Below are 22584 nucleotides of genomic sequence, written 5' to 3' on the forward strand. Positions count from 1 at the left end.
TTTGAAAATTGATATGAGCAACGCCATGAGTAAGATCATGAGCAAAGACGGACGTTACGTCACGGCTTTCGTGCTGCAGGACCACAAGCGCCTGCCGGCACGCTTCTTTGCGATGATTTCGGGCGCGCTCAACAGCCGACTTCGCTGATCACACCCGAGGCCGGCGGTCCTGATCCGTCAATCCCTTTTTCGACAATGCCAATATGGATCTGTAGCCATGAGCGCTCCACGCACACTTTACGATAAAATCTGGGATGACCACTTGGTTGACGCGCAGGACGACGGCACCTGTCTTCTCTATATCGACCGTCATCTCGTTCACGAGGTGACGTCGCCGCAGGCATTCGAAGGCCTGCGCATGACCGGTCGCAAGGTTCACGCGCCGCAGAAGACGCTGGCTGTCGTCGACCACAACGTCCCGACCTCGCCGGATCGCCACCTCGGCATCAAGAACGAAGAAAGCCGCATTCAGGTCGAGCAGCTCGCCAAGAACGCCGCCGAATTCGGCGTGGAGTACTACTCCGAAAACGACAAGCGCCAGGGCATCGTTCACATCATCGGCCCCGAGCAGGGCTTCACCCTGCCCGGCATGACCATCGTCTGCGGCGACAGCCACACCTCGACCCACGGCGCCTTCGGCTCGCTCGCCCATGGTATCGGCACCTCCGAGGTCGAGCATGTGCTCGCCACGCAGACGCTGATCCAGAAGAAGGCCAAGAACATGCTGGTGCAGGTCGATGGCCAGCTGCCGCCTGGTGTCACCGCCAAGGATATCATCCTCGCCATCATCGGCGAGATCGGCACAGCCGGCGGCACCGGCTACGTCATCGAGTATGCGGGCGAAGCCATTCGCTCGCTGTCGATGGAAGGCCGCATGACCATCTGCAACATGTCGATCGAAGGCGGCGCCCGTGCCGGCCTGATCGCGCCGGATGAAATCACCTTCGAATATATCAAGGGCAAGCCGCGCGCGCCGAAGGGCGAAGCGCTCGAGCAGGCGATCGCCTACTGGAAGACGCTGAAGTCCGACGAAGGCGCGCATTACGACCGCATCGTCAAGCTCGATGCCGCAAGCCTGCCGCCGATCGTCTCCTGGGGCTCCTCCCCGGAAGACGTCATCTCCGTTCAGGGCATCGTCCCGAACCCCGACGAAATCCAGGACGAGACCAAGCGTACCTCCAAGTGGCGTGCGCTCGACTATATGGGCCTGAAGCCGGGCACGCCGATAACCGAGATCAACGTCGATCGCGTCTTCATCGGCTCCTGCACCAACGGCCGTATCGAAGACCTGCGCGCAGTCGCCAAGGTCGTCGAAGGCAAGACGGTGGCTTCCACGGTCAACGCCATGATCGTTCCTGGCTCCGGCCTGGTGAAGGAGCAGGCTGAGGCCGAAGGCCTCGACAAGATCTTCATGGCTGCCGGCTTCGACTGGCGCGAGCCTGGCTGTTCCATGTGCCTCGCCATGAACGACGACCGCCTGAAGCCGGGCGAACGCTGCGCTTCGACCTCGAACCGCAACTTCGAAGGCCGCCAGGGCTTCAAGGGCCGCACGCATCTGGTCTCGCCGGCCATGGCCGCAGCCGCCGCGATCGCCGGCCATTTCGTCGATATCCGCGAGTGGAAGTGATCGGCCTGAAGGCATGAATGACAAAGGGCGGCCTGATGGCCGCCCTTTTCGTTTGTCGGGGGGAAATTCGCCGGCTGCTCTATTGCTTCGATGTGACGGCTTGTCTCCCGCTGAGCATGGGATTTCCTGCCATCGGACCCTGCTGCGCACGCTGGCTCAGCCAGACGCTGGCGAGCACGATGACGATGCCGAACATCTGCATCGGGCTCAGCTGCTGGCCGAGCACGGCCCACCCCAGGATTACCGCCGTCGTCGGGCTGAGGAAGCCGAGCGGCGAGACCATCGAGGGTTCGAGCCGTGACAGACCCCGAAACCAGAGAATATAGGTAAGTGCTGCGCCGATCAGCCCGAGATAGGCGAAGCCGAGAATGTTGGCGCCGGTCAGATGCGGCAGCGGCGGCTCAAGCAGCAGGGCCACCGGCAGCAAAAGCACGCCGCCTGCCGTCAGCTGCCATGCTGTAAAGGTCAGCGGCGAGACATCGGGCCGCCAACGGCGGCTGAGCACGGTTCCGGCTGCCATGGAGAAGGCCCCGCCGATGCCCGCAATAATGCCGATCGGATCGAGCGTCGCATTCGGCGTCAGGATCAGCAGCGCGACACCACCGATGCCGGCAATCGCCGCAACAATCGAAAGGCTGCGGATCGGCGATCCCAGCAGCAAGCGCGCCAGCACGATGACGATCAGCGGCTGGACGGCACCGACAGTCGCCGCCACGCCACCGGGGAGCCGATAGGCCGAAATGAACAGCAGCCACCAGAAGACGGAGAAATTCAGCGCTGCAAGCACCAGCGACTTCAGCCACCAGACTCCATGCGGCAGCCGCCGCACGATGAGGAGCAGCAGCAGGCCGGCGGGCAGTGCGCGCAACATCGCGACGGTCAATGGATAGCCGGCCGGCAAAAGCTGCGTCGTCACCAAATACGTGCTGCCCCAGATCGCCGGCGCGATGGCGGTGAGCAACAGGTCGAAATTGCGGTTCACGGTCTTGGCCTCGAAATTTACCTTGACCTCAAGATAATCTGAAATACCTTGACGTCAAGATAAATTCATGGCGAGATCTCGTTATGGATCGCATCGACAAAATTCTCGCCCAGTGGCGCCGTGAACGGCCGGACCTCGACACTACGGCGATGGGCCTGTTCGGGCGCCTGCGCAATCTCGCGCTCCATCTCTCGCGCGAGATGGAGAAGACCTTCGGCCGCTTCGGCCTGAACGCGGCGAACTTCGACATGCTGGCGACCCTGCGCCGCTCGGGCGAGCCCTATACGCTCTCCCCCAGCGACCTGATGGAAACGATGATGGTCTCGTCGGGGACGATGACCAATCGCATCGATCAGCTGGAAAGGGCCGGCCTCGTCGCTCGCAGCCAGAACCCGGATGATGGCCGCAGCTTCCTGATATCCCTGACACCCAAAGGCTTCGAGCTTATCGATGCGGCGGTGACGGCACATGTCGAAACGCAGAAACGCCTGATCTCCACCCTTTCTGAAGGCGAACGAAAGGCTTTTGACCGGTTGCTGCGCAATTATTTAGCCGACTTCGAATCTGGTTGATCGCCCCGAACGCGATCCAGCGCAGACGTCGCGAATGCAGCCCCTCAGCCAGCGGTGCGCCGGATCCGCATCCATCCGTGGATGCCAGAGCAGCGAGATCGTCACATCGGATGTCGGCACCGGCAGCGCGAAACTATGCATGCCGACGCGCAGATTGCCGGTATAGCGCTCCGGTACGCTGACGATCAGGTCGGAGGCGCGCGCCAAGGCCAGCGCAGCCGAGAAGCTGCCGACAATCGTTGCGATCTGTCGCTTCAGGCCCAACTCTTCCAACACCTCGTCGATCTGCCCTTTCTGAAGGCCGCGCCGTGATACCAGAAGATGTTGCCCGGCCGCGTAACGTTCCGGGCTCACCTCTCCTTCACACAACGGATGTCCACTTCGGACCACGCCGATGAAACGATCGCGGAACAGCGCCTGCGTTCGCAATTCCGGACCGGTATCGTCACCGACAACACCGGTTTCGAAGTCGATCGTCCCATCGCGCAAAGGCGAGCTGTCCTTGTCCAGCTTCTGCGTGAAGTAGAGCCGAACGCCAGGCGCCTGCTCGGCAATGCGCGCGATCAGTTCGGCGCCGAAATTCTCCGCGAAACCTTCGCGGGTGCGCAGCGTGAAAATTCGAGCAAGCTGCTTCAGATCCAAGCTTTCGGCGGGCCGCAAGGCCGCTTCCGCCTCCTGCACAAGCTGACCGACACGCGCGCGCAGCTCCAGCGCCCGCGGCGTCGGCACGAGCCCCCGCCCCGCCCGAACCAGCAGCGGATCCCCTGTCGTCTCACGCAGTCGCGCAAGCTGCCGGCTCATGGCGGATGGGCTGAGCCGCAATCGCCGGGCGGCCCGCGCGACACTGCCTTCGGCAAGCAGGATATTCAGGGTGACGAGCAGGTTGAGATCGGGCGTGGACATGGCGTGAGCATAGCACGGTTTGTTTAATATATAGCGTTAAACGCACGAATGAAGTGCAAATGCTGCGCGTTCCGCCATATCGCGTCGAGAGCTACCTTTCTGCCGGAAGTTTTATTACGTCGCTAGAAATGGAGCTCATGTTGCCGCCAATCATTGAAGATCCTCGCCATACAAAATCAGCCCCCTCGACCCGCTGGGCGCTCGCCAGCCTCTCGCTTTCCATGCTGATGCCTTCGCTCGGCACCAGCATTGCCAATATCGCTCTGCCGACACTTGCCCAGGCATTCGGCGCCTCCTTCCAGCAGGCGCAGTGGATCGTGCTTGCCTATCTCCTCGCCATCACCACACTGATCGTCAGCGTCGGAAAGTTAGGCGACATTTTCGGCCGGCGGCGCCTGCTGCTGATCGGCATAAGCCTCTTCACGCTCGCCTCGCTCTTCTGCGGCGTCGCTCCCACCCTCTGGCTATTGTTCGCCGCCAGAGGTCTGCAAGGCCTCGGTGCCGCCATGATGATGGCGCTCGCTGTCGCGATGGTCGGCGAAATAGTGCCGAAAGAGCGGACCGGCAGCGCCATGGGCCTGCTCGGCACGATGTCTGCGATCGGCACTACGCTCGGCCCGTCGCTCGGTGGCATCTTGATCGCCAGCTTCGGCTGGGAGACCATCTTCCTGATCAACGTGCCGCTCGGCATTGCGAACGCCCTGCTCGCCGCCCGCTTCCTGCCAGCGGATCATCCGAATGCAAAAGCCACGCAGAGAGGGCCGGATACGATCGGCACCCTGCTGCTGGCGCTGACGCTTGCCGCCTATGCGCTGGCAATGACCATGGGGCGCGGCAGCTTCGGCAGGGTGAATATCGCCCTGCTGCTCGCCACGGCATTGGGAACGGCACTGTTCATGCTTGCACAAACAAAAGTGAAATCGCCGCTGCTTCGTCTTTCCATGTTTCGCGATTCGACGCTGACGGCAGGCCTCGCCATGAGCGCATTGGTTTCGACCGTGATGATGGCGACGCTGGTGGTCGGCCCCTTCTATCTCTCTTCCGCACTCGGTTTCGACGCGGCTGAAGTCGGCGCCATCATGTCGGCGGGTCCACTGGTGGCGGCATTGATGGGCGTGCCGGCAGGCCGTATCGTCGACCGTTTTGGCACTCACCGCATGACGATCACAGGCCTCGTCGGCATGATAGCCGGCCTCGTCCTGCTCTCGGCAATGCAAGGCAGGTTCGGAATGGCCGGCTATATCGGGCCGATCGCCGTCGTCACGGCAAACTACGCGGTGTTTCAGGCGGCCAATAACACCATGATCATGGCGGACATACAGCCCGAGCAGCGCGGCGTCATATCGGGCATGCTGAACCTATCGCGAAATCTCGGCCTGATCACCGGCGCGTCCGTCATGGGTGCGATCTTCACGCTGGGGTCGGGAACGAGCGATATTATCACGGCAAGCCCGCAAGCCATTGCAACAGGCATGCAGATCACCTTCGCAGTTGGCGCCCTGCTCATCGTCGGAGCACTCGCCGTAGCTATCACAGGCATGGCGCGTTCAAGGCGTGATACCCTTGCGCAAGAGGTTTCGTGAGAACGAGCCGAGAGGATGGCGGGGGATAATCCCGCCCTCCGGTCACACCGGTCCGTGGCCGCCGAATTCCGCCGAAACGAAGTCGAGAAAGCTACGGAGCTTCGGCGTGATGCGGCGATCCGGCGCGTAGAGAACCTGCAGCGGGCGCGTCGGCACGCTATATCCGGGCAAAAGCGGCACCAGCGCTCCCGCTTCCAAGCTCGATTGGATGAGTTCGGAAGACTGTAGGATAATGCCGAGCCCTGCCAGCGCGGCTTTCAGCAACGCCTCACCATTGTCGATCATCAGCCGGCCGGAGATCGGAACGCTCACATTCCCCTCCGGTCCTTCAAAATCCCAATGAGTCCTGAGCATTGTATGCGAGAAGATCAGGCACTCATGATTTCGAAGATCATCTGGCGTGGAGGGGGTGCCCTGGGCGCGCAGATAGCTCGGTGCAGCACAGATCACCAGACGATAGGGACCGAGACGACGGGCGATCAACCCGCTGTCGGCAAGCTCACCGACGCGAAAGACTGCGTCATGGCCCTCATCGATCAGATCCACCATGCGGTTCGTTAGCGATAGATCGATCGAAACCTCCGGATGCGCATTCAGATATTTGGGAAGCGCTGGCGCGAGCGCATGGATACCGAAGGTGACGGGGGCGTTGACCCTCAGCTTCCCGCGTGGCACGGCCCGAGTTTCCGCCGCCAGCGCCTCCGCAGCCTCGACTTCTGCCAGAATATTGCGCGAGCGCTCGTAAAACTGGCTGCCGACTTCCGTCAGATGCTGACGACGCGTGGTGCGGTTCAAAAGCCGAACACCAAGATGCTGTTCGAGAAATTGCACATGTTTGCCGACGAGCTGCGGCGACATGTTCAATGCCTCTCCCGCGGCACTGAAGGAGCCGAGCTCGACTGCCTTGACGAAAACGTTCATGCCGGAGAAGCGATCCATTAGAAACAATCCGTTTCAAGTATTGAGTTATTTAGACCATTTATCCGGATATGGCGATAATTTTATATATTTGTCAGTCACAACAAGGAGCTGATAAATATGAAAATCGCTGTCATTGGTGTCGGAAATATGGGGGCGGGGCTGGCGCGTCTGCTGACCGGAGCAGGGTTTGACGTGATCATCGGCCATCGCGATCCCGCAAAGGCAGCAGCCTTTGCAGCCGAACTGGGCGCTGGCATCGAAGCGGGCGGAGTTGCCGCCGCCGTCAAGCTTGCAGATATCGTCATACTGGCGCTGCCTTATGGCGCTATCGCGGAAACGCTGAAGGAAGCCGGAAATCTCAAGGGAAAGGTGCTGGTCGATGTCAGCAACCCCGCAACAGCGGACTTCCGTGGTCTCGTCATCGGACACTCGAGCTCGGCGGCCGAAGAAATTCAGGCGCTAGCGCCCGAGGCCACGGTGGTGAAGGCGTTCAATACGATTTTCGCACCGTTGCTGCCCGCCGAGGGACGTAACGGCAAGGTGCTGCAGGTCTTCATTGCCGGAGACGACGAGAAGGCAAAACATGCCGTATCCGACCTTGTCAAATCCATCGGCTTCGAGCCGGTCAACGCTGGTCCGCTCAGCAATGCCCGTTTCATCGAGCCGATCGGCGAGATGAACATCCACTTCGGCTTCTTTCTCGGCAAAGGTCCGACGGTGGCACCGGCCTGGGTTCAGCTCTGACGACACTCAGGACTCCAGGATGACAAAAGCGGCTCGGAGTCTTCACTCCGAGCCTCTTTGCATAAACTGATGGCAACCTGCGATCAAAAGCTCGCCGTCAGCGGGTCCGGGCCGATGCGACCGCTGGCCGAATCGAGCTTGGCCATCTCGGCCAGGTCTTCGCTGTCGAGCTTGAAATCGAAAACGTTGAGGTTTTCCTCGATGCGGCTCGGCGTCACCGATTTCGGGATGACGATCAGGCCGTTGTCGATGTGCCAGCGGATGATGATCTGTGCGGGGGTGCGGCCATGCTTGGCGGCGACCTTGCCGATCACAGCATTGCCGAGAAGCTTGCCCTGGCCGAGCGGGCTCCAGGATTCGGTCTTGATGCCGAGTTTGTCGTGAACGGCACGCAGTTCCTTCTGCTGGAAGGTGGGATGCAGCTCGATCTGGTTCAGCACGGGCGTCACGCCGGTCTCGCCGATGATACGTTCGAGATGCGCGGCGGCAAAATTGGAGACGCCGATCGAACGAGCGCGGCCTTCTTCCTTGAGACGGACGAAAGCCTTCCAGGTGTCGAGGTAGCGGTTGCGATGCGGCGACGGCCAGTGGATGAGGTAGAGGTCGATATAGTCGGTGCCGAGCCGTTTCAGGCTTTCGTCGAAGGCCTTCAGCGTGGAATCGAAGCCCTGTGCCTCATTCCAGAGCTTGGTTGTGAGATAGATGTCCTTGCGGGCAACGCCGGACTGGCGCACGCCTTCGCCAACGCCATCTTCGTTGGCATAGATGGCTGCGGTATCGATATGGCGATAGCCGGCTTTCAAAGCCGTGCTGACGGCCATCGGCGCGACGTTTTCCGGTGTCTGCCAGACACCGAGGCCGACCTGCGGAATGGAATTGCCGTCATTGAACGTGATTGTCGGTTGCGTGGTCACGATAAGTCTCCAAAGGATGAGAGGCGGGTCGAGTGAAGGCGAGATTTAAATTCTAAAAGAAAAGGGGTGGACCAGAATCCGCGCAGGCGCGCCGGTCGAAAACCCATATAGTGGAGAATGTTGGGATTTTAACCCTGATCACCCGCTCAGACAACCCGGATGGTGGTTCCCTTACGCAGCAACGGCAGGATGCGGCGCATGTGACCGAGGCTGACCGCGACACACCCGGCCGTCGGCTCGTATCCAGGCCTGATCAGGTGAAAAAAGATCGCCGAACCTCGCTGGCGCCGGCGCGAACTCACATTCCAGTCCAGCACCAGGCAGATATCGTAAAGGCCATCCTCCCGCTGCAATTGCTCGTGGCTCGGCTTGAAGGGCGCCTTCACTGGCCTGTTGTAATTGGCATCGTCGGGTTGATCGCACCAGAGCATATCCTTCCGGATGTGCCGCATCGGCAGGGCCGTCCGCAGGAAGCGGACCCGATCGCCGCGCCTGAAGCCATAGAGTAGCTTCATGCCCGCAATCGGCGTTGCGCCGTCCCCCTCCCGCTTCAAGATGCTGCGCCCGGACCAGCCGATTGCCGCCGGCACCGTGATGCCCCCCACCTGCACCAATGCCCGGGTTTTCTTACCCGGCGCAGGCCGCACGACGATCGTCGATGCGGTCCGCGCCACCTCCGCCCTTATCTTTTGCATTTCCCTCACATGTTTTTGCTTTGCGTGTGATTTCGTTTGAAATCATAGCAGTTTCAACCAAACGACCAAGCCTGAGCGGCCTCGCGACTTGCCAAAAGTGCAATTTGGCGTAGGACTTAGGAGGAATGAGAACAAGGACCCGAACGGCATGACGGCACGCACCATTCTCCTGGTGGATGATGACAACGACCTGCGTGAGATGTTGGTCGAGCAATTATCGCTTTACGAGGAATTCAACGTCCTGCAGGAAGTGACTGCCGGAAAGGGCGTGCAGACGGCGCGCACCGTGCCCGTCGATCTCCTGATCATGGATGTCGGCCTGCCTGATATGGACGGCCGCGAAGCCGTAAAGCTGCTGCGCAAGAATGGCTTCAAGCCGCCGATCATCATGCTGACGGGCCACGACACCGATTCCGACACCATTCTGGGCCTTGAAGCCGGCGCCAACGATTATGTGACGAAGCCTTTCCGCTTCGCCGTCCTCCTCGCCCGCATCCGCGCGCAATTGCGCCAGCACGAGCAGAGCGAGGATGCGACCTTTACTGTGGGACGCTATCTCTTCAAGCCGAGCCAGAAGCTACTGACCACCGAAGACGGACAGAAGATCCGCCTCACGGAAAAGGAAGCCGCCATCATCCGCTATCTCTATCGCGCCGACCAGAAGGTCGTGACCCGCGATATCCTTCTCGAAGAGGTCTGGGGTTACAATTCCGGCGTGACCACCCATACGCTCGAGACCCACGTCTACCGCCTTCGCCAGAAGATCGAACGCGATCCCTCCAACGCCGAAATCCTGGTCACGGAAAACGGCGGCTACAAGATCATTCCATAGGCGATCGATGGCGCTGAACGACGATATTCGACTGCTGTCGCAACTGCCGCTGTTTCATGGTATGGGCGATGAACCGTTGCGGCTGATCGCCTTCGGTGCCGATCGCCGCCACGTGAACGAAGGCCAGACGCTGTTCCGGGAAAAATCGCCCGCCGAATGCGCCTATGTCATCACGCGCGGCAGTTTCGAGCTCAGCACCATCGATGCGAACGGCCAGATACAGGTGGAAGCGATAGTCCAGGCCGGCACCATGCTTTCGGAGCTGGCGATGGTGACCTTGGTGGAACGGAAATATACGGCTGTCGCCGCCGAAGAGTCCGACGTGATCCGCATCACGCGCGCCCTCTTTCACCGCTTGATCGAGGAATATCCTGACGCCGGTCTGCTGATCCAGAACCGTATCCGCGAAAACTTCGCCGCTCTGGCCAGGCAAGCGGCAGCAATGCTCGGCCGCTTTTCCTGAAGCAACGCCAGGAAAGTGCGAAGCGTTTTCCGTCCGGAATTGCGTAAATACAAAAGGATAGAGCGTTTTCGCGATTCAAAGAAAAGCGCAAACGCTCTGATATCCTCAATCCCTTTTAGAGATTGAAATGCGCAACGACCGGCACGTGGTCGGACGGGCGGTCCCAGCCGCGCGCCGCTTTCAGGATCTCGATGCGCTGCAGATGCGGGCCGAGATCGGAGGATGACCAGATATGGTCGAGACGGCGGCCGCGGTCAGCGGCCTCCCAATCCTTGGCGCGATAGCTCCACCACGTATAGAGCTTTTCGTTTTCCGGCACCTGCTGGCGCATCAGGTCGAGCCAGGCGCCGCGTTTCATCACCTCGAGCAGGCCTTCGGTCTCCACCGGCGTATGGCTGACGATCTTCAAGAGCTGCTTGTGCGACCAGACGTCGTGCTCCAGCGGCGCGATATTGAGATCACCGACGAGGATGGCCGAGGTGTTCTGCTCCGCATTGGCATGCAGCTTCTTCATCTCCTCGATGAAATCGAGCTTGTGGCCGAATTTCGGATTGATCGTGCGATCCGGTTCGTCGCCGCCGGCCGGCACATAGAAGTTATGCAGGCGAATGCGGCGGCCGCCGCGCTCGAAGATCGCCGAGATATGCCTGCTGTCGCCGACATTGCAATAATCCTGGCGATGATCCTCGGTCAGCGGGAAACGCGAGGCAATGGCGACGCCATGATAACCCTTCTGGCCATGGATGATGATGTGCTCATAGCCAAGCGCCCGAAGCGGCGCGTGGGGGAAAAGCTCGTTCGGAACCTTGGTTTCCTGCAGGCAGAGAATATCCGGCCTGGCCTGCATGACGAACTGCCCGACGATGGGCATGCGCAGCCGCACCGAATTGATATTCCAGGTCGCAATCGAAAATCCCATGCCCGAACCTTTTCCCTAAAGCAATTCGAGGAAAAGTGCGCAGCGGTTTTCCGTCCGGAATTGCGTCAAAACAGACAGCCGGAGCGACTCGGCGATTCGATGAATCGCTGGTTCCCCCGGTCAGCCTAAGGCTTTAGACCGGCTGTGGCGGAAAGAAAAGCGCCATTCGTCGCTTACTATGGCTCGGGATGGAGACGACACTCAGCGCGTATAATCGATGCGGAAAACGCTGTCGTCGAAGGCGACATTCGTCTTCACGTTGTTGATGATCACATCGGTCGTCTTGCCCTGCGGATCGATGACGGTCCATTGGCGCAAATCATAGGACTTCGAATCGAAGATCATCGTGATGGTGGAATCGCCGAAGACCGTGCGGTTGCCGAGCGTGATCTTGGTCAGATCCGGCTGCGAATCGACATTGCGCACCATGTCGGCGGAAAGGTCGATCTTGTTGGCGAGCAGCAGACTCAGCGGCGTCTTCGACAGCTGATACATGTTCCTCGTCTGCGTCTGGTCGTTGATGACCTGCACGTTGTTCCCATCGCAGATCACGCGCATGCGCGACGGCGGATCATAGTTGAAGCGCATCTTGCCGGGCCGCTGGATGAAGAAGGCGCCGCTCATCTGATCGCCGCGCGGACCGATCTGCAGAAAACCGCCCTTCATCGACTTGATGGACGAGAAGTGGTCGGCAATAGCCTGGGCGATGCCGGGATTGAGGGTAGCTGCGGCTGCCTGTGTCTGCGCCTGGGCCTGCGCGAAAGCCGAAACCGGCAGCGCGCCTGCCGCACCGACCGCAACCACGGCGCCAAGGAAATGCCGGCGGGTCAGGGAAAGTCGGCTGGACGGCTGCGCATCAAACTTTGTCATCAAATTCTCCTTCATGCTTCGTCCATGGCGCGCAAAATCGGCGTCTTCATGGCGCAACGGCCCAGGGCCGGTAAGGGCTGCGATCAAATTTCTCTGAACATAGGCTGGATACGCAATACCGGAAGACGGATCGCCTCAGCGATCCAGAATGTCGGCTTCGGTCGGAACGAGAATTTCGCGCTTGCCGGCATGGTTGGCCGGGCCGATCAGTCCCTCCTGCTCCATGCGCTCGATCAGCGACGCGGCACGATTGTAGCCGATGCCGAGACGGCGCTGGATATAGGAGGTCGAGGCCTTGCCGTCACGCAGCACGATCGCAACCGCCTGATCATAGGGATCCTCCGAATCGGAAAGATTGGAGGTACCGACCGGACCATGGCCGTCATCGTCCTCGTCGTCATCGGCGGTGATCGCATCGAGATATTGCGGCGCGCCCTGCGTCTTCAGATAAGCGACGATATCCTCCACTTCGCCATCGGAGACGAAGGGGCCGTGCACGCGCTGGATGCGCCCGCCGCCGGCCATATAGAGCATGTCGCCCATGCCGAGGAGTTGTTCGGCCCCCTGCTCGCCGAGGATCGTGCGGCTGTCGATCTTCGAGGTCACCTGGAAGGAGATGCGGGTCGGGAAGTTCGCCTTGATCGTGCCGGTGATGACATCGACCGAGGGGCGCTGTGTTGCCATGATGACATGGATACCGGCCGCACGCGCCATCTGCGCCAGACGCTGCACGGCACCCTCGATATCCTTGCCGGCGACCATCATCAGGTCGGCCATTTCGTCGATGATGACGACGATATAGGGCATGGGCTTTAGGTCGAATTCTTCCGTCTCATAGATCGCCTCGCCGGTCTGCCGATCGAAGCCGGTCTGCACCGTGCGGCTGATCGCCTCGCCCTTGGCGACGGCCTGCTCGACCCGGCTGTTGAAGCCGTCGATGTTGCGCACGCCGATCTTCGACATCTTCTTGTAGCGCTCTTCCATCTCGCGGACGGTCCATTTGAGCGCGACGACGGCCTTCTTCGGATCGGTGACGACAGGCGAGAGCAGATGCGGAATGCCATCATAGACGGAGAGTTCGAGCATCTTCGGATCGATCATGATCAGGCGGCATTGCTCGGGCGTCATGCGATAGAGCAGCGACAGGATCATCGTGTTGATCGCAACGGATTTACCCGAACCGGTGGTGCCTGCCACGAGCAGATGCGGCATCTTGGCGAGATCGGCAATCACCGGCTCGCCGCCGATCGTCTTGCCGAGCGACATGGCAAGCTTCGCCTTGGAGGTCTCGAAATCGCGGCTGGCGATGAGCTCACGCAGATAGACCGTTTCGCGCGTCGAGTTTGGCAGCTCGATGCCGATCGCATTGCGGCCGGGAACGACGGCGACGCGGGCGGCGATCGCGCTCATCGAACGGGCAATATCGTCGGCAAGGCCGATGACGCGGGACGACTTAATGCCTGGCGCCGGCTCCAGCTCATAGAGCGTGACGACCGGACCAGGGCGGACGTGAATGATTTCGCCCTTGACGCCGAAATCCTCCAGCACGCCTTCGAGCATGCGGGCATTCTGCTCCAGCGCATCGGCAGAGAGCGTCGCATCGCGGGCGACGGCCTTCGGCTCGGCAAGCAAATGGACAGCGGGGAGTTGGAAGCCATAGGGACGGATGAAGGAGGTCTGCGCTTCGCGCTCAGCTCGCGCGCCAGGCTTCGGGCGTGGCGCGGCTGGGGTGACGCGATGCCCGGCGGCGGCTCCCTTCGATGCAGCCGGAGCCAACGGCCAATCTTCATCCTCATCGTCAGGCAGGATATCGGCAGGACGCCGCGGATCGCGATCATAAAGGGAATCCTCGTCCTCATCCTCGTCATCGCCGAGGCTGATCGAGGGCGCGGAAACGACGCGCCGGGCGGCGGGGCCATCCATGGACGGATCGAGACGGTCACCACGCACCATCGGCGCCTTGGCGCGCACGGGCTCGTTCAGCGTGCCGAATTCGTCATCATTGAAATCGTAAGGCGCGTCGAAGGCATGGTCGCGGCGCTTGCGTGGACCCATGCCGAACAGCCGGCGCAGGCGGGCCTGCGTGTTGTACCAGGCATGCATGACAGCGCCGAAGGCCATGAAATTGCCAAGGAAGCTGCCGCGGTCGTCATCCTCGTCCACGTCGCCCACCCGACGGGCGCGGCTGCGGGTTTCTTCGTAATCGTCCTCATCCTCCTCGTCTTCGACGAGATTTTCGCCGATGATACCGGAGGCAAAGAGCATGAGCCAAATGGCCGGGACGGCGAGAACCGAACCGATGATGATGGCGACGACACCGCTCGGATAGGTGCCGATGAAAAGGGCCGGGAGGCGTAGCAGAAGATCGCCGACGACACCGCCGATGCCGTTGGGGATCGGCCAGGTCGGCGGGGCGGGAAAGCAGGCGATCGAGCCGGCCGCGACGATGCAGCCGCCGAACCAGGCGCCGAGGCGGGAGGGTACCCGATGAAGCTTGCGATTGGTGATCAAAGCAAAGGCCCAGGCGACGACGGGCAGCATGGCCAGAACCGAAGTGAGGCCGAGCGACTGCATCATGATGTCGGCGAAAGCGGCGCCGGGAAAGCCGAGCAGGTTGGTCGGCGCATTGGCAGTTGCGTAGGAGTAGCTGGGGTCCATGACGTTCCAGGTCGCCAGCGCCGCAACGGCGAGCGCCAGCAGGAACAATATTGCAAAGCCCGAAAGCCCCTTGATCTGACGCCAAACCACGCTCGAAAGCGATAAACGGTCGGGGCGACCGCTCAACGCCGCCGAATTGCTTCTGCCCATGATATCAAGCCCCGTTCCAGTCCAAAGCGCAAGCGAATCGGTCTATGCCCACTCGCCGGCAGGTTAGCCATACCTAATCAGAGGAGGGTTAATGGCATGTTAACCATGCATGCCGAGCCGGGAGATTACGGGGCTTTCGCAGGTGGATGTGATCGCACCAAAGAAAAGGGCCCGAACCGAGGTCCGGGCCAAGTGCGGCCTATTTACGATGAAACAGGACGCGACGGGATGTTCAGCGAAACCGGAAACTTTGCTCCGGTTTCGCAAGCTCCGATCAGGAATTGTGGTAGGCGGCTTCGCCGTGCGAGGCGAGGTCGAGACCTTCGCGCTCGGCTTCCGGAGCGACGCGCAGACCGATGATGACATCGACGACCTTGTAGAGGATCGCCGAGCCGATGCCGCACCACAGGATTGTCGTGACGACGGCGGTCAGCTGGACGACGACCTGGCTGCTCATGGTGACGCCTTCGGCATAGCCGACGCCGCCGAGCGAGGCGCTGGCGAAGATACCGGTTGCGATGGCGCCGAAGATGCCGCCGACGCAGTGCACGCCGAAGACGTCAGCCGTATCGTCATAGCCGAACTTGTTCTTCACGACCGAGACGAAGAAGTAGCAGAGCGGCGAGACGATAAGGCCCATGACGATCGCGCCCATCGGACCGGCGATGCCGGCTGCAGGCGTGATGGCGACGAGGCCGGCAACCATGCCCGAAGCGCCGCCGAGCATGGAGGCCTTGCCGCGGGTGAAGGTTTCGACCAGCGACCAGGAGATGATGGCGGCCGCGGTTGCGATGAAGGTGTTGACGGTTGCGAGCATTGCGCCGCCGGATGCTTCAAGGTTGGAGCCGGCATTGAAGCCGAACCAGCCGACCCAGAGCATGGATGCGCCGACCATGGTCAGCGTCATGGAATGCGGGGCCATCATGTCCTTGCCGAAGCCGACGCGCTTGCCGACGAGGATGGCGCCGACGATGCCCGCGATACCGGCATTGATGTGAACGACGGTGCCGCCTGCGAAGTCGAGCGCGCCCATCTTGAAGAGCATGCCGTTGGAATCCCACACCATGTGAGCGATCGGGAAGTAGACGAAGGTCGCCCACAGCGCGCAGAAGAGCACGGCCGCGCCGAACTTGATGCGCTCGGCGAAGGCACCGATGATCAGGGCCGGCGTGATGGCGGCAAAGGTCATCTGGAACAGCATGAAGATGAACTCAGGAATGACGACGCCCTTGGAGAAGGTTGCAGCCGTCGTCGAGGTCGAAACGCCCGACAGGAACATCTTGGCCGTGCCGCCCCAATAGGGGCTGGTGCCGCCACCGAAGGCGAAGGAATAGCCGTAGAGAACCCAGATGATCATCACGACGGCGCCGATCATCGTGCACTGCATCAGGACCGAGAGCATGTTCTTGGCGCGGACAAGACCGCCATAGAACAGCGCAAGGCCCGGAACGAGCATGAAGAGCACGAGAATGGTGGAGATGAACATGAAGGCGGTGTCGCCCTTGTCCGGAACCGGAGTGGCGGCGGTCGCAGCCGCAGCAGCCGGGGCGGCCTCCTGCGCAAAGGCGATCGCCGGCGCAAGCAAGGCCGCAGAAAGCGCGCCCACCCGTGTCAGGGCGGAGGAAAGCTTGGAAAATGACATGCAAATAACTCCCTGGTCCGCCGTGTCTTACAGCGCTTCTGAATCGGTTTCGCCCGTACGGATGCGCACGGCATGGTCAATGGAATAGACAAAGATCTTGCCGTCGCCGATCTGGCCGGTCTTGGCGGCCGACGCGATGGCCTCGACGGCCTTGTCGACGGTTTCGGATGCGACTGCGACTTCGATCTTCAGCTTCGGCAGGAAGCTCACGGCATATTCGGTGCCGCGATAGATCTCGGTATGCCCCTTCTGGCGCCCGTAGCCCTTCACTTCGGTCACAGTCAGGCCCTGGATGCCGACAGCCGTGAGGGCCTCACGGACCTCATCGAGCTTGAACGGCTTGATAATGGCCATCACAATTTTCATCTGGTTTCCCATCCTTTGTTAGCCTCGGCGCGGAGCCGACTCTCCTTGCCGCCGACGAGTGTTTCTGCAGCGACTGGCCATACACATTCAAAGGGCGTGCCAGATTCGTGACACATTTATAACGTATTGAAATAAAACAGATTTATTGAGCAGAACCAATAAAGCGGCATTTCTCGCCAAAAGAGCAGCACAAATAACGTGCAATTTTATAAAATTGCACTTTATTTAATCATTTGCCTTTTTACGAATCAGGCCTTCCTGCGCTACCGACGCAATCAGGATACCGGATCGCGTAAACAGGCTGCCGCGCGTAAATCCGCGCGCACCGGAGGCGCTGGGGCTTTCCTGGCTGTAGAGCAGCCAGTCGTCGAGCTTGAACGGTCGATGGAACCACATGGCGTGGTCGAGGCTCGCTACCTGGACGGTCGGGTCCAGGACCGATGTCCCATGCGCATTCAGGGAAACATCGAGCAGCGTCATGTCGGAGAGATAGGCGAGCACCGCATTCTGGTAGAGCCGGTCATCCGGCACCGGTCCCGTCACCCGAACCCAGATATTCTGCCGCTGGCTCGGCTGTGCGCGGGAGAAATAGCTCTCGATCGACACCGGCCTGATTTCGATCGCCCGCTTGCGCTCCCAGTAGCGGCGAACATTCTCCGGCGCATGGGCGAGGTAGCGTTGTTTGACCTGCTCCTCGTCCATCAATTCCTCCGGCATCGGCACATCGGGCATATCGCCCTGATGATCGAAGCCGGGTTCGTCGACCTGGAAGGATGCGGTCAGCGCGAAGATCGCCTTGCCATGCTGGATGGCCAGCACACGCCGCGTATTGAAGCTGGAGCCGTCACGCAGGCGGTCGACCTGATAGAGGATGGGCACCGAAGGATCGCCCGGCAGCATGAAATAGGCGTGCAGCGAATGCGCGAAGCGATCGCCAGTCACCGTTCTCTGCGCCGCCATCAGCGCCTGGCCGATGACCTGCCCGCCGAAGACGCGCTGCCAGCCGACCTGCGGGCTGTTGCCGCGAAACAGGTTCATCTCGATCGTTTCGAGATCGAGCGTCGCCAGCACGGTTTCCATCGGGGTGAGCCTCTCGGCCTCTCGCGACATTTTGCTTGAACTCCCATGGTAGGAACCGTGAACAGGATGCTCTATATAGAGCAGGACGTGACAGTAAGACACAGGGAAGCGCTATGTTGGACATGCTGGTAGTGGGTGGCGGATATGTGGGTCTTGCCGCAGCAGTCGCAGTCAAGCAGGCCGCACCTCACCTCGACGTCATGATCGTGGAAGCCGCTCCCGAAACCGCCTGGAAGAAGGACATGCGGGCTTCGGCGATCATCGCTGCCGCCTCGAAGATGCTCGATGTTCTCGGTGTCTGGAACGAAATCGCGCCTGAGGCCGAACCGATCACCCGCATGATCGTCACCGATTCGCGCACCGGCGACCCCGTCCGCCCGGTCTTCCTCACTTTCGACGGCGAAGTCGCCGAGGGCCAGCCTTTCGCCCACATGGTTTCGAATATGACCATGGTCGGGGCGCTTCGCGGCGCCTGCGAACGCTTGGGCATCCCGATCAAGCATGGCCTCAGCGCCACGGATTTCGTCACCGACGACAACAAGACCACCCTCACCCTTTCGGATGGCAGCACCCTGGAAACGCGGCTTCTGGTCGCTTGCGACGGCGTTCGTTCGAAGCTGCGCGACATGGCCGGTATCAAGACCGTCAATTGGGATTACGGCCAGTCCGGCATCGTCGTCACCGTCGAGCATGAGCGCCCGCATGGCGGCTGCGCCGAGGAGCATTTCCTGCCCTCCGGTCCCTTCGCCATCCTGCCCTTGAAAAACAACCGCTCCTCGCTCGTCTGGACGGAACGCACCCCCGACGCCGAACGGCTTGTGGCTTCCGACGATCTCTTGTTCGAAGCGGAGCTGGAACGCCGCTTCGGCCACAAGCTCGGCGCACTCACTACTGTCGGAGAACGCCGCGCCTTCCCGCTCGGCCTCACGCTTGCCCGCGACTTCGTCGCGCCGCGCTTTGCGCTGGCCGGCGATGCCGCGCATGGCATCCATCCGATCTCCGGCCAGGGCCTCAATCTCGGCTTCAAGGATGTGGCGGCCCTTGCCGAAACCATCGTCGAGGCCGACCGCCTCGGCCTCGACATCGGCTCGATCAACACCCTCGAACGCTACCAGACCTGGCGCCGCTTCGACACTTTCCGCATGGGGGTGACGACCGACGTGCTGAACCGGCTCTTCTCCAATGACAACACACCGCTGCGCATCGCCCGCGACTTCGGGCTGGGGATCGTCGACCGCCTGCCCAGCCTCAAATCCTTCTTCATCGGCCAGGCCGCCGGAACGACCGCCAAGGATAATCCGCGGCTGCTGGCTGGTGAGGCGATTTGAAGGATCGAGATCGAATCGCCAATCTCTAAAGCGGAAACCCTCTATTCGAGGTTTTGCATCTCGGCATCCATCCAGTTGCAGAATTGCCGGACCGCTCTCGATTCCAAACGGCGCTGATAGCGATACGTGCCGGTTTCGACTGGTTCATAGCCCGGCAGGCTTACCAGCGCACCCGATTTCATTTCCCGGCCCGTGAGGATGGTCGGTGCGAGTAGCACTCCAAGACCGGCGACGCAGGCATGAAGCGCGGCATCGTCCGTGTCGAAGGCATGGCCGAAGGAAAGGTCTGCCGGCGAAAGATGGAACGCCTCGCACCAGAGCTGCCAATCCCAGTTGCCCACACAGCATTGCAAAGCCGGCAGACGCGGAACGGCAATCTCCTGACGATTGGCGTCTTTTGCCTGCAAGCCCGGAGAAACGACCGGACGGCGCAGATCGCGCGCAAGGAATTCCCATCCTTCGGCCGCCTCCCCGATCCTGAAATGACGGATACTGACATCTGAATGCGGCACGATTGAAAAACTCCGCGCAGAACTCGTTTCTACCCGAACGCGCACCTGCGGGCAGAGGGCGCGAAAGCGATCCAACGACGGGATGAGCCAGCGCAGCGCAAGCGATGTCGTTGCGTGGACGCTGATTTCGTTTTCGTCGCGATAAAGAGCTTCGGCCGAACGCTCGATGAGCCCGATCGCCGGCCCCACCTCCTGATAAAACCGCCGCCCCACTTCGGTGAGGGAGACGGTGTTGTTTCCCCGACGGAAGAAGCTCACCCCAAGCTCGTCTTCAAGCTTTTTGAGCTGGTGGCTTATCGCACCGGAAGTTACGCCAAGCTCATTGCCGGCGGCCGTCAGACTTCCCGTGCGTGCCACGATGGCAAACACCCTGATGGCGTTGAGCGAGATGCGGTGCCGATCCTGCATGAATTTTCCTCAAGCTCCCCTCAAATTCCTCGTTTGAGGATAATGCGAAAATCGAGCACAAATAGAGATGAAATCACACCGGAAATTCACGCTTTAAGCCCCACCCAATATCACAACGGACTCGGAACCACAGCAAGTGCAGCCACTCAGCCAGCATTAATTTCTTTTCGCCATCGCGGACGGAAATGCCGACGTTCCTCATTCCATAAAAAGTAAAGCTAGTCGCGTCCAAAGGTCCTTGATGCCCCCTCTTTTCCATCGTTGCCGCGGCTTTATGGCGCTTTCCGCACCGATTACTGGCATGCGGCTCCGCTCGCCTACAGTTCGTGCCGTTGTCGCCCTGTCGCTGACGCAGCTCATCGGCTGGGGCGCGACCTTCTATCTACCGGCAGTGACCGGTCCTGCCATGGCTGGTGAGCTGGGCATGGCTCTGCCCATGGTTATGGCGGGACCAACGATCATGCTTGTCGTGATGGCCGCGATATCCTGGCCGCTGGGCAGCATGATCGAGCACCACGGCACGCGTCCCATCATGACCTTGGGGTCCGTTCTGGGCGCAGCCGGATTGCTGACCCTGGGGCTTGCCCACGGTCCGGTCTCCTATATCCTTTCATGGGCAGCCCTCGGCCTCGCCGGCACCTGCATGTTGACCACACCGGCACAGATTGCAGTCAGCGAAATGGCCGGAGAGAGCGCACGTCGTGCGCTCGGTGTTTTGATCCTGGCCGGCGGGCTGACATCGACGATCGTCTGGCCGCTGACCGCCCTTCTGCAGGATCAATGGGGCTGGCGCGCAACAACGCTTCTCTTTGCCGCGCTGATGCTGTTTGTCTGCGCGCCGCTGCACTGGACCACGCTTGCCCGTCAACCCAGGGAGAAATCGGTTGCCAAGACCGCGCCGGAGCCTGCCCGCATCCATGGGCCGAGTTTCACCTTGCTGGCCGCAAGCTTTGCCGCCAACGGCTTCGTTACCTGGGGATTTGCCCTGACGATCATCATCCTCTTCGAGGCTGCTGGTCTCGATCATGCCAGTGCGCTGGCGGCGGCAGCCTTCATCGGCATTGCGCGATGGGCAGGCCGCCTGGTCGATTTTCTCGGCGGCGGGCGGTGGTCGGGCTTTGCCATCGGCCTCGCGGGCTCTGCTCTGTTTCCCTTGAGCTTCGCGATTCTTCTGCTGAGCAACAGCTTCAGGGGCGCCATGCTTTTCGCAACGCTTTACGGCATTGCCAGCGGCATCACCGCCGTTACCCGCGCCACGCTCCCGCTGCAGATTTTTCCCGCCGGCACTTACGCCCGTGCGTCGGCACGACTGGCGGTGCCCCTCAATCTCTCCTATGCAGCGGCGCCGCCATTATTTACCACCGTGGTGACCTATGCCGGTCGGCAGGCTGCTCTGTGGTTGGCCCTGGTGATCTCAAGCATTGCATATTGCACACTCCTGGGCCTTTTGCTGGTGCACCGCCGAGTGAACAACTTATCTCAATCGAACTGAATCTAGGTCAATCCTCGATACGTCTCGCTTCCGAAATCAGCATGATCGGGATGCCATCGCGGATCGGATAGGCAAGGCGGCCCTTTTCCGAGATCAGCTCGTTCTTTTCCCGATCGTAGCTCAGCGACCCCTTGGTCAGCGGGCAGACGAGGAGATCGAGCAGTTTCGGGTCGACTTTGCTGACCGTAACATCCATCGGCAGGCTCCTACTGCATCAGCGAATCAGTGTCGCCGGAGCCGGCGAGCACGATCTTGACGATGGCGATGAAGGTTTCGGCGCGGGTTTTGAGATCCGGGGCTTCGAGAAGTGCCTGCTTTTCAGCCGGATCGAAAGGCGCCATCATCGAGAGCGAATTGACCAGCATCATATTGTCGGCGCGCTCGACGCTCTCCCAATCCGCCTCCAGCGTGTTGGCTTCCAGATAGGCCCGGAAGGCGGAAAGAAGTGCGGCGCGGTCGACCGTATCCTCTTCATGGTGCGACTTGAGGTCGGAGATGAAAGGCGTGATGCGGAAGGTGCGATAGGGCTGGTGCGTGGTGATTTCATCCATCAGTCGGAAACGGCATATACCGGTCAGCGCGGCAATGTAACGTCCGTCGCCGGTTTCGGCGATGGAGGTGATGCGTCCCAGGCAGCCGACATGCGAGAGGTTCGGCGTGTCGGCCGGCTCGGAAAGCGCAGGCTGCACGATGCCGATCAGCCTGTTGCCGGCGATCGCCGCATCGAACATGGCAAGATAGCGCGGCTCGAAAACATTGAGCGGCAATTGCGCCCCGGGCAGCAGCAAGGCACCGGACAAGGGAAAGACAGCAACCGATTCGGGCAGATCGCTTGGCTTCAAATATCTGGCATTGCCGACTTGCATCTCTTCCATCCCGCTAGAACACCGCGCTGCCGGCCACGGAGGGCCGCACAGGAACGA

23 protein-coding genes are annotated in these 22584 nt (G+C 60.9%); 9 read left to right on the forward strand and 14 right to left on the reverse strand.

Features of this window, described 5'->3' with window-relative positions; all coding sequences use genetic code 11:
• The first annotated feature begins 25 nt into the window (after positions 1–25).
• Together RTCIAT899_RS34400 and leuC are read left to right on the forward strand one after the other, a co-directional pair.
• On the forward strand, positions 26–148 hold the full coding sequence (locus RTCIAT899_RS34400) for a hypothetical protein (RefSeq protein ID WP_280117190.1): 123 nt from the start codon (positions 26–28) through the stop codon (positions 146–148).
• 69 nt (positions 149–217) lie between these two features.
• Positions 218–1627: a 3-isopropylmalate dehydratase large subunit gene (gene leuC / locus RTCIAT899_RS17090; RefSeq protein WP_015341485.1), complete on the forward strand. Its 1410-nt coding sequence runs from the start codon at positions 218–220 to the stop codon at positions 1625–1627.
• Positions 1628–1706: 79 nt separating this feature from the next.
• Here leuC and RTCIAT899_RS17095 read toward each other — a convergent pair whose 3' ends face one another.
• Positions 1707–2609: an EamA family transporter gene (locus RTCIAT899_RS17095; protein ID WP_015341486.1), complete on the reverse strand. Its 903-nt coding sequence runs from the start codon at positions 2607–2609 to the stop codon at positions 1707–1709.
• 83 nt (positions 2610–2692) lie between these two features.
• Here RTCIAT899_RS17095 and RTCIAT899_RS17100 point away from each other — a divergent pair, with 83 nt between their 5' ends.
• Positions 2693–3181 (forward strand): MarR family winged helix-turn-helix transcriptional regulator, encoded by a 489-nt coding sequence (locus tag RTCIAT899_RS17100; RefSeq protein WP_015341487.1) that lies wholly within the window; start codon positions 2693–2695, stop codon positions 3179–3181.
• Here the strand turns inward: RTCIAT899_RS17100 and RTCIAT899_RS17105 are convergent.
• Positions 3158–4084, reverse strand: coding sequence for a LysR family transcriptional regulator (locus tag RTCIAT899_RS17105; RefSeq protein ID WP_015341488.1), 927 nt, complete (start codon positions 4082–4084; stop codon positions 3158–3160). The two genes, RTCIAT899_RS17100 and RTCIAT899_RS17105, sit on opposite strands and share 24 nt — an antisense overlap.
• A gap of 137 nt (positions 4085–4221) precedes the next feature.
• Here RTCIAT899_RS17105 and RTCIAT899_RS17110 point away from each other — a divergent pair, with 137 nt between their 5' ends.
• The gene (locus tag RTCIAT899_RS17110) at positions 4222–5667 is read left to right on the forward strand and encodes an MFS transporter (protein ID WP_244441423.1); all 1446 of its coding nucleotides are present in this window, start codon (positions 4222–4224) and stop codon (positions 5665–5667) included.
• A 42-nt stretch (positions 5668–5709) separates the two neighbouring features.
• On the opposite strand, the gene RTCIAT899_RS17115 is transcribed toward RTCIAT899_RS17110, so the two are convergent.
• Entirely contained in the window at positions 5710–6606 is an 897-nt protein-coding gene (locus RTCIAT899_RS17115) for a LysR family transcriptional regulator (RefSeq protein WP_015341490.1), read from the reverse strand.
• A gap of 99 nt (positions 6607–6705) precedes the next feature.
• Here RTCIAT899_RS17115 and RTCIAT899_RS17120 point away from each other — a divergent pair, with 99 nt between their 5' ends.
• The gene (locus RTCIAT899_RS17120; RefSeq protein ID WP_015341491.1) at positions 6706–7332 is read left to right on the forward strand and encodes an NADPH-dependent F420 reductase; all 627 of its coding nucleotides are present in this window, start codon (positions 6706–6708) and stop codon (positions 7330–7332) included.
• An 83-nt stretch (positions 7333–7415) separates the two neighbouring features.
• Here the strand turns inward: RTCIAT899_RS17120 and RTCIAT899_RS17125 are convergent, their stop codons facing one another.
• Both RTCIAT899_RS17125 and RTCIAT899_RS17130 read right to left on the reverse strand, forming a co-directional pair.
• Complete coding sequence (locus tag RTCIAT899_RS17125) at positions 7416–8246, reverse strand: aldo/keto reductase (protein WP_015341492.1); 831 nt, start codon at positions 8244–8246, stop codon at positions 7416–7418.
• Between the two features lie 146 nt (positions 8247–8392).
• A complete protein-coding gene (locus RTCIAT899_RS17130) occupies positions 8393–8941 on the reverse strand; it encodes a L,D-transpeptidase family protein (protein WP_041677710.1) in 549 nt (182 codons plus the stop codon).
• 148 nt (positions 8942–9089) lie between these two features.
• Here RTCIAT899_RS17130 and RTCIAT899_RS17135 point away from each other — a divergent pair, with 148 nt between their 5' ends.
• Together RTCIAT899_RS17135 and RTCIAT899_RS17140 are read left to right on the forward strand one after the other, a co-directional pair.
• Positions 9090–9773 carry a response regulator transcription factor gene (locus RTCIAT899_RS17135; protein WP_004125729.1) on the forward strand — a complete coding sequence of 228 codons (684 nt, stop codon included), beginning with the start codon at positions 9090–9092 and terminating at the stop codon, positions 9771–9773.
• Positions 9774–9780: 7 nt separating this feature from the next.
• Positions 9781–10236, forward strand: a complete 456-nt coding sequence (locus tag RTCIAT899_RS17140) for a cyclic nucleotide-binding domain-containing protein (RefSeq protein ID WP_015341494.1) — start codon at positions 9781–9783, stop codon at positions 10234–10236.
• Positions 10237–10351: 115 nt separating this feature from the next.
• Here RTCIAT899_RS17140 and RTCIAT899_RS17145 read toward each other — a convergent pair whose 3' ends face one another.
• From RTCIAT899_RS17145 to tesB, 6 genes are all read right to left on the reverse strand, one after another.
• Complete coding sequence (locus tag RTCIAT899_RS17145) at positions 10352–11155, reverse strand: exodeoxyribonuclease III (protein WP_015341495.1); 804 nt, start codon at positions 11153–11155, stop codon at positions 10352–10354.
• Positions 11156–11356: 201 nt separating this feature from the next.
• The gene (locus RTCIAT899_RS17150) at positions 11357–12025 is read right to left on the reverse strand and encodes an outer-membrane lipoprotein carrier protein LolA (protein WP_015341496.1); all 669 of its coding nucleotides are present in this window, start codon (positions 12023–12025) and stop codon (positions 11357–11359) included.
• Between the two features lie 135 nt (positions 12026–12160).
• Positions 12161–14833: an FtsK/SpoIIIE family DNA translocase gene (locus RTCIAT899_RS17155; RefSeq protein WP_015341497.1), complete on the reverse strand. Its 2673-nt coding sequence runs from the start codon at positions 14831–14833 to the stop codon at positions 12161–12163.
• A 274-nt stretch (positions 14834–15107) separates the two neighbouring features.
• On the reverse strand, positions 15108–16475 hold the full coding sequence (locus RTCIAT899_RS17160) for an ammonium transporter (RefSeq protein WP_015341498.1): 1368 nt from the start codon (positions 16473–16475) through the stop codon (positions 15108–15110).
• A 27-nt stretch (positions 16476–16502) separates the two neighbouring features.
• Positions 16503–16853, reverse strand: a complete 351-nt coding sequence (locus tag RTCIAT899_RS17165) for a P-II family nitrogen regulator (protein WP_015341499.1) — start codon at positions 16851–16853, stop codon at positions 16503–16505.
• 213 nt (positions 16854–17066) lie between these two features.
• Entirely contained in the window at positions 17067–17951 is an 885-nt protein-coding gene (gene tesB, locus RTCIAT899_RS17170; protein WP_041677711.1) for an acyl-CoA thioesterase II, read from the reverse strand.
• 83 nt (positions 17952–18034) lie between these two features.
• Here tesB and RTCIAT899_RS17175 point away from each other — a divergent pair, with 83 nt between their 5' ends.
• On the forward strand, positions 18035–19249 hold the full coding sequence (locus RTCIAT899_RS17175; protein WP_041677712.1) for a ubiquinone biosynthesis hydroxylase: 1215 nt from the start codon (positions 18035–18037) through the stop codon (positions 19247–19249).
• A gap of 41 nt (positions 19250–19290) precedes the next feature.
• Here the strand turns inward: RTCIAT899_RS17175 and RTCIAT899_RS17180 are convergent, their stop codons facing one another.
• Positions 19291–20169, reverse strand: coding sequence for a LysR substrate-binding domain-containing protein (locus tag RTCIAT899_RS17180; RefSeq protein ID WP_015341502.1), 879 nt, complete (start codon positions 20167–20169; stop codon positions 19291–19293).
• Positions 20170–20410: 241 nt separating this feature from the next.
• On the opposite strand from RTCIAT899_RS17180, the gene RTCIAT899_RS17190 reads away from it, so the two are divergent.
• Positions 20411–21661, forward strand: a complete 1251-nt coding sequence (locus tag RTCIAT899_RS17190) for an MFS transporter (RefSeq protein WP_244441424.1) — start codon at positions 20411–20413, stop codon at positions 21659–21661.
• Between the two features lie 7 nt (positions 21662–21668).
• On the opposite strand, the gene RTCIAT899_RS17195 is transcribed toward RTCIAT899_RS17190, so the two are convergent.
• Both RTCIAT899_RS17195 and RTCIAT899_RS17200 read right to left on the reverse strand, forming a co-directional pair.
• Positions 21669–21857, reverse strand: a complete 189-nt coding sequence (locus tag RTCIAT899_RS17195; protein ID WP_015341504.1) for a Trm112 family protein — start codon at positions 21855–21857, stop codon at positions 21669–21671.
• 10 nt (positions 21858–21867) lie between these two features.
• On the reverse strand, positions 21868–22527 hold the full coding sequence (locus RTCIAT899_RS17200; protein ID WP_041677715.1) for an LON peptidase substrate-binding domain-containing protein: 660 nt from the start codon (positions 22525–22527) through the stop codon (positions 21868–21870).
• Positions 22528–22584 lie beyond the last annotated feature (57 nt).

The sequence above is a fragment of the Rhizobium tropici CIAT 899 genome, from assembly GCF_000330885.1.
GTDB lineage: Bacteria > Pseudomonadota > Alphaproteobacteria > Rhizobiales > Rhizobiaceae > Rhizobium > Rhizobium tropici.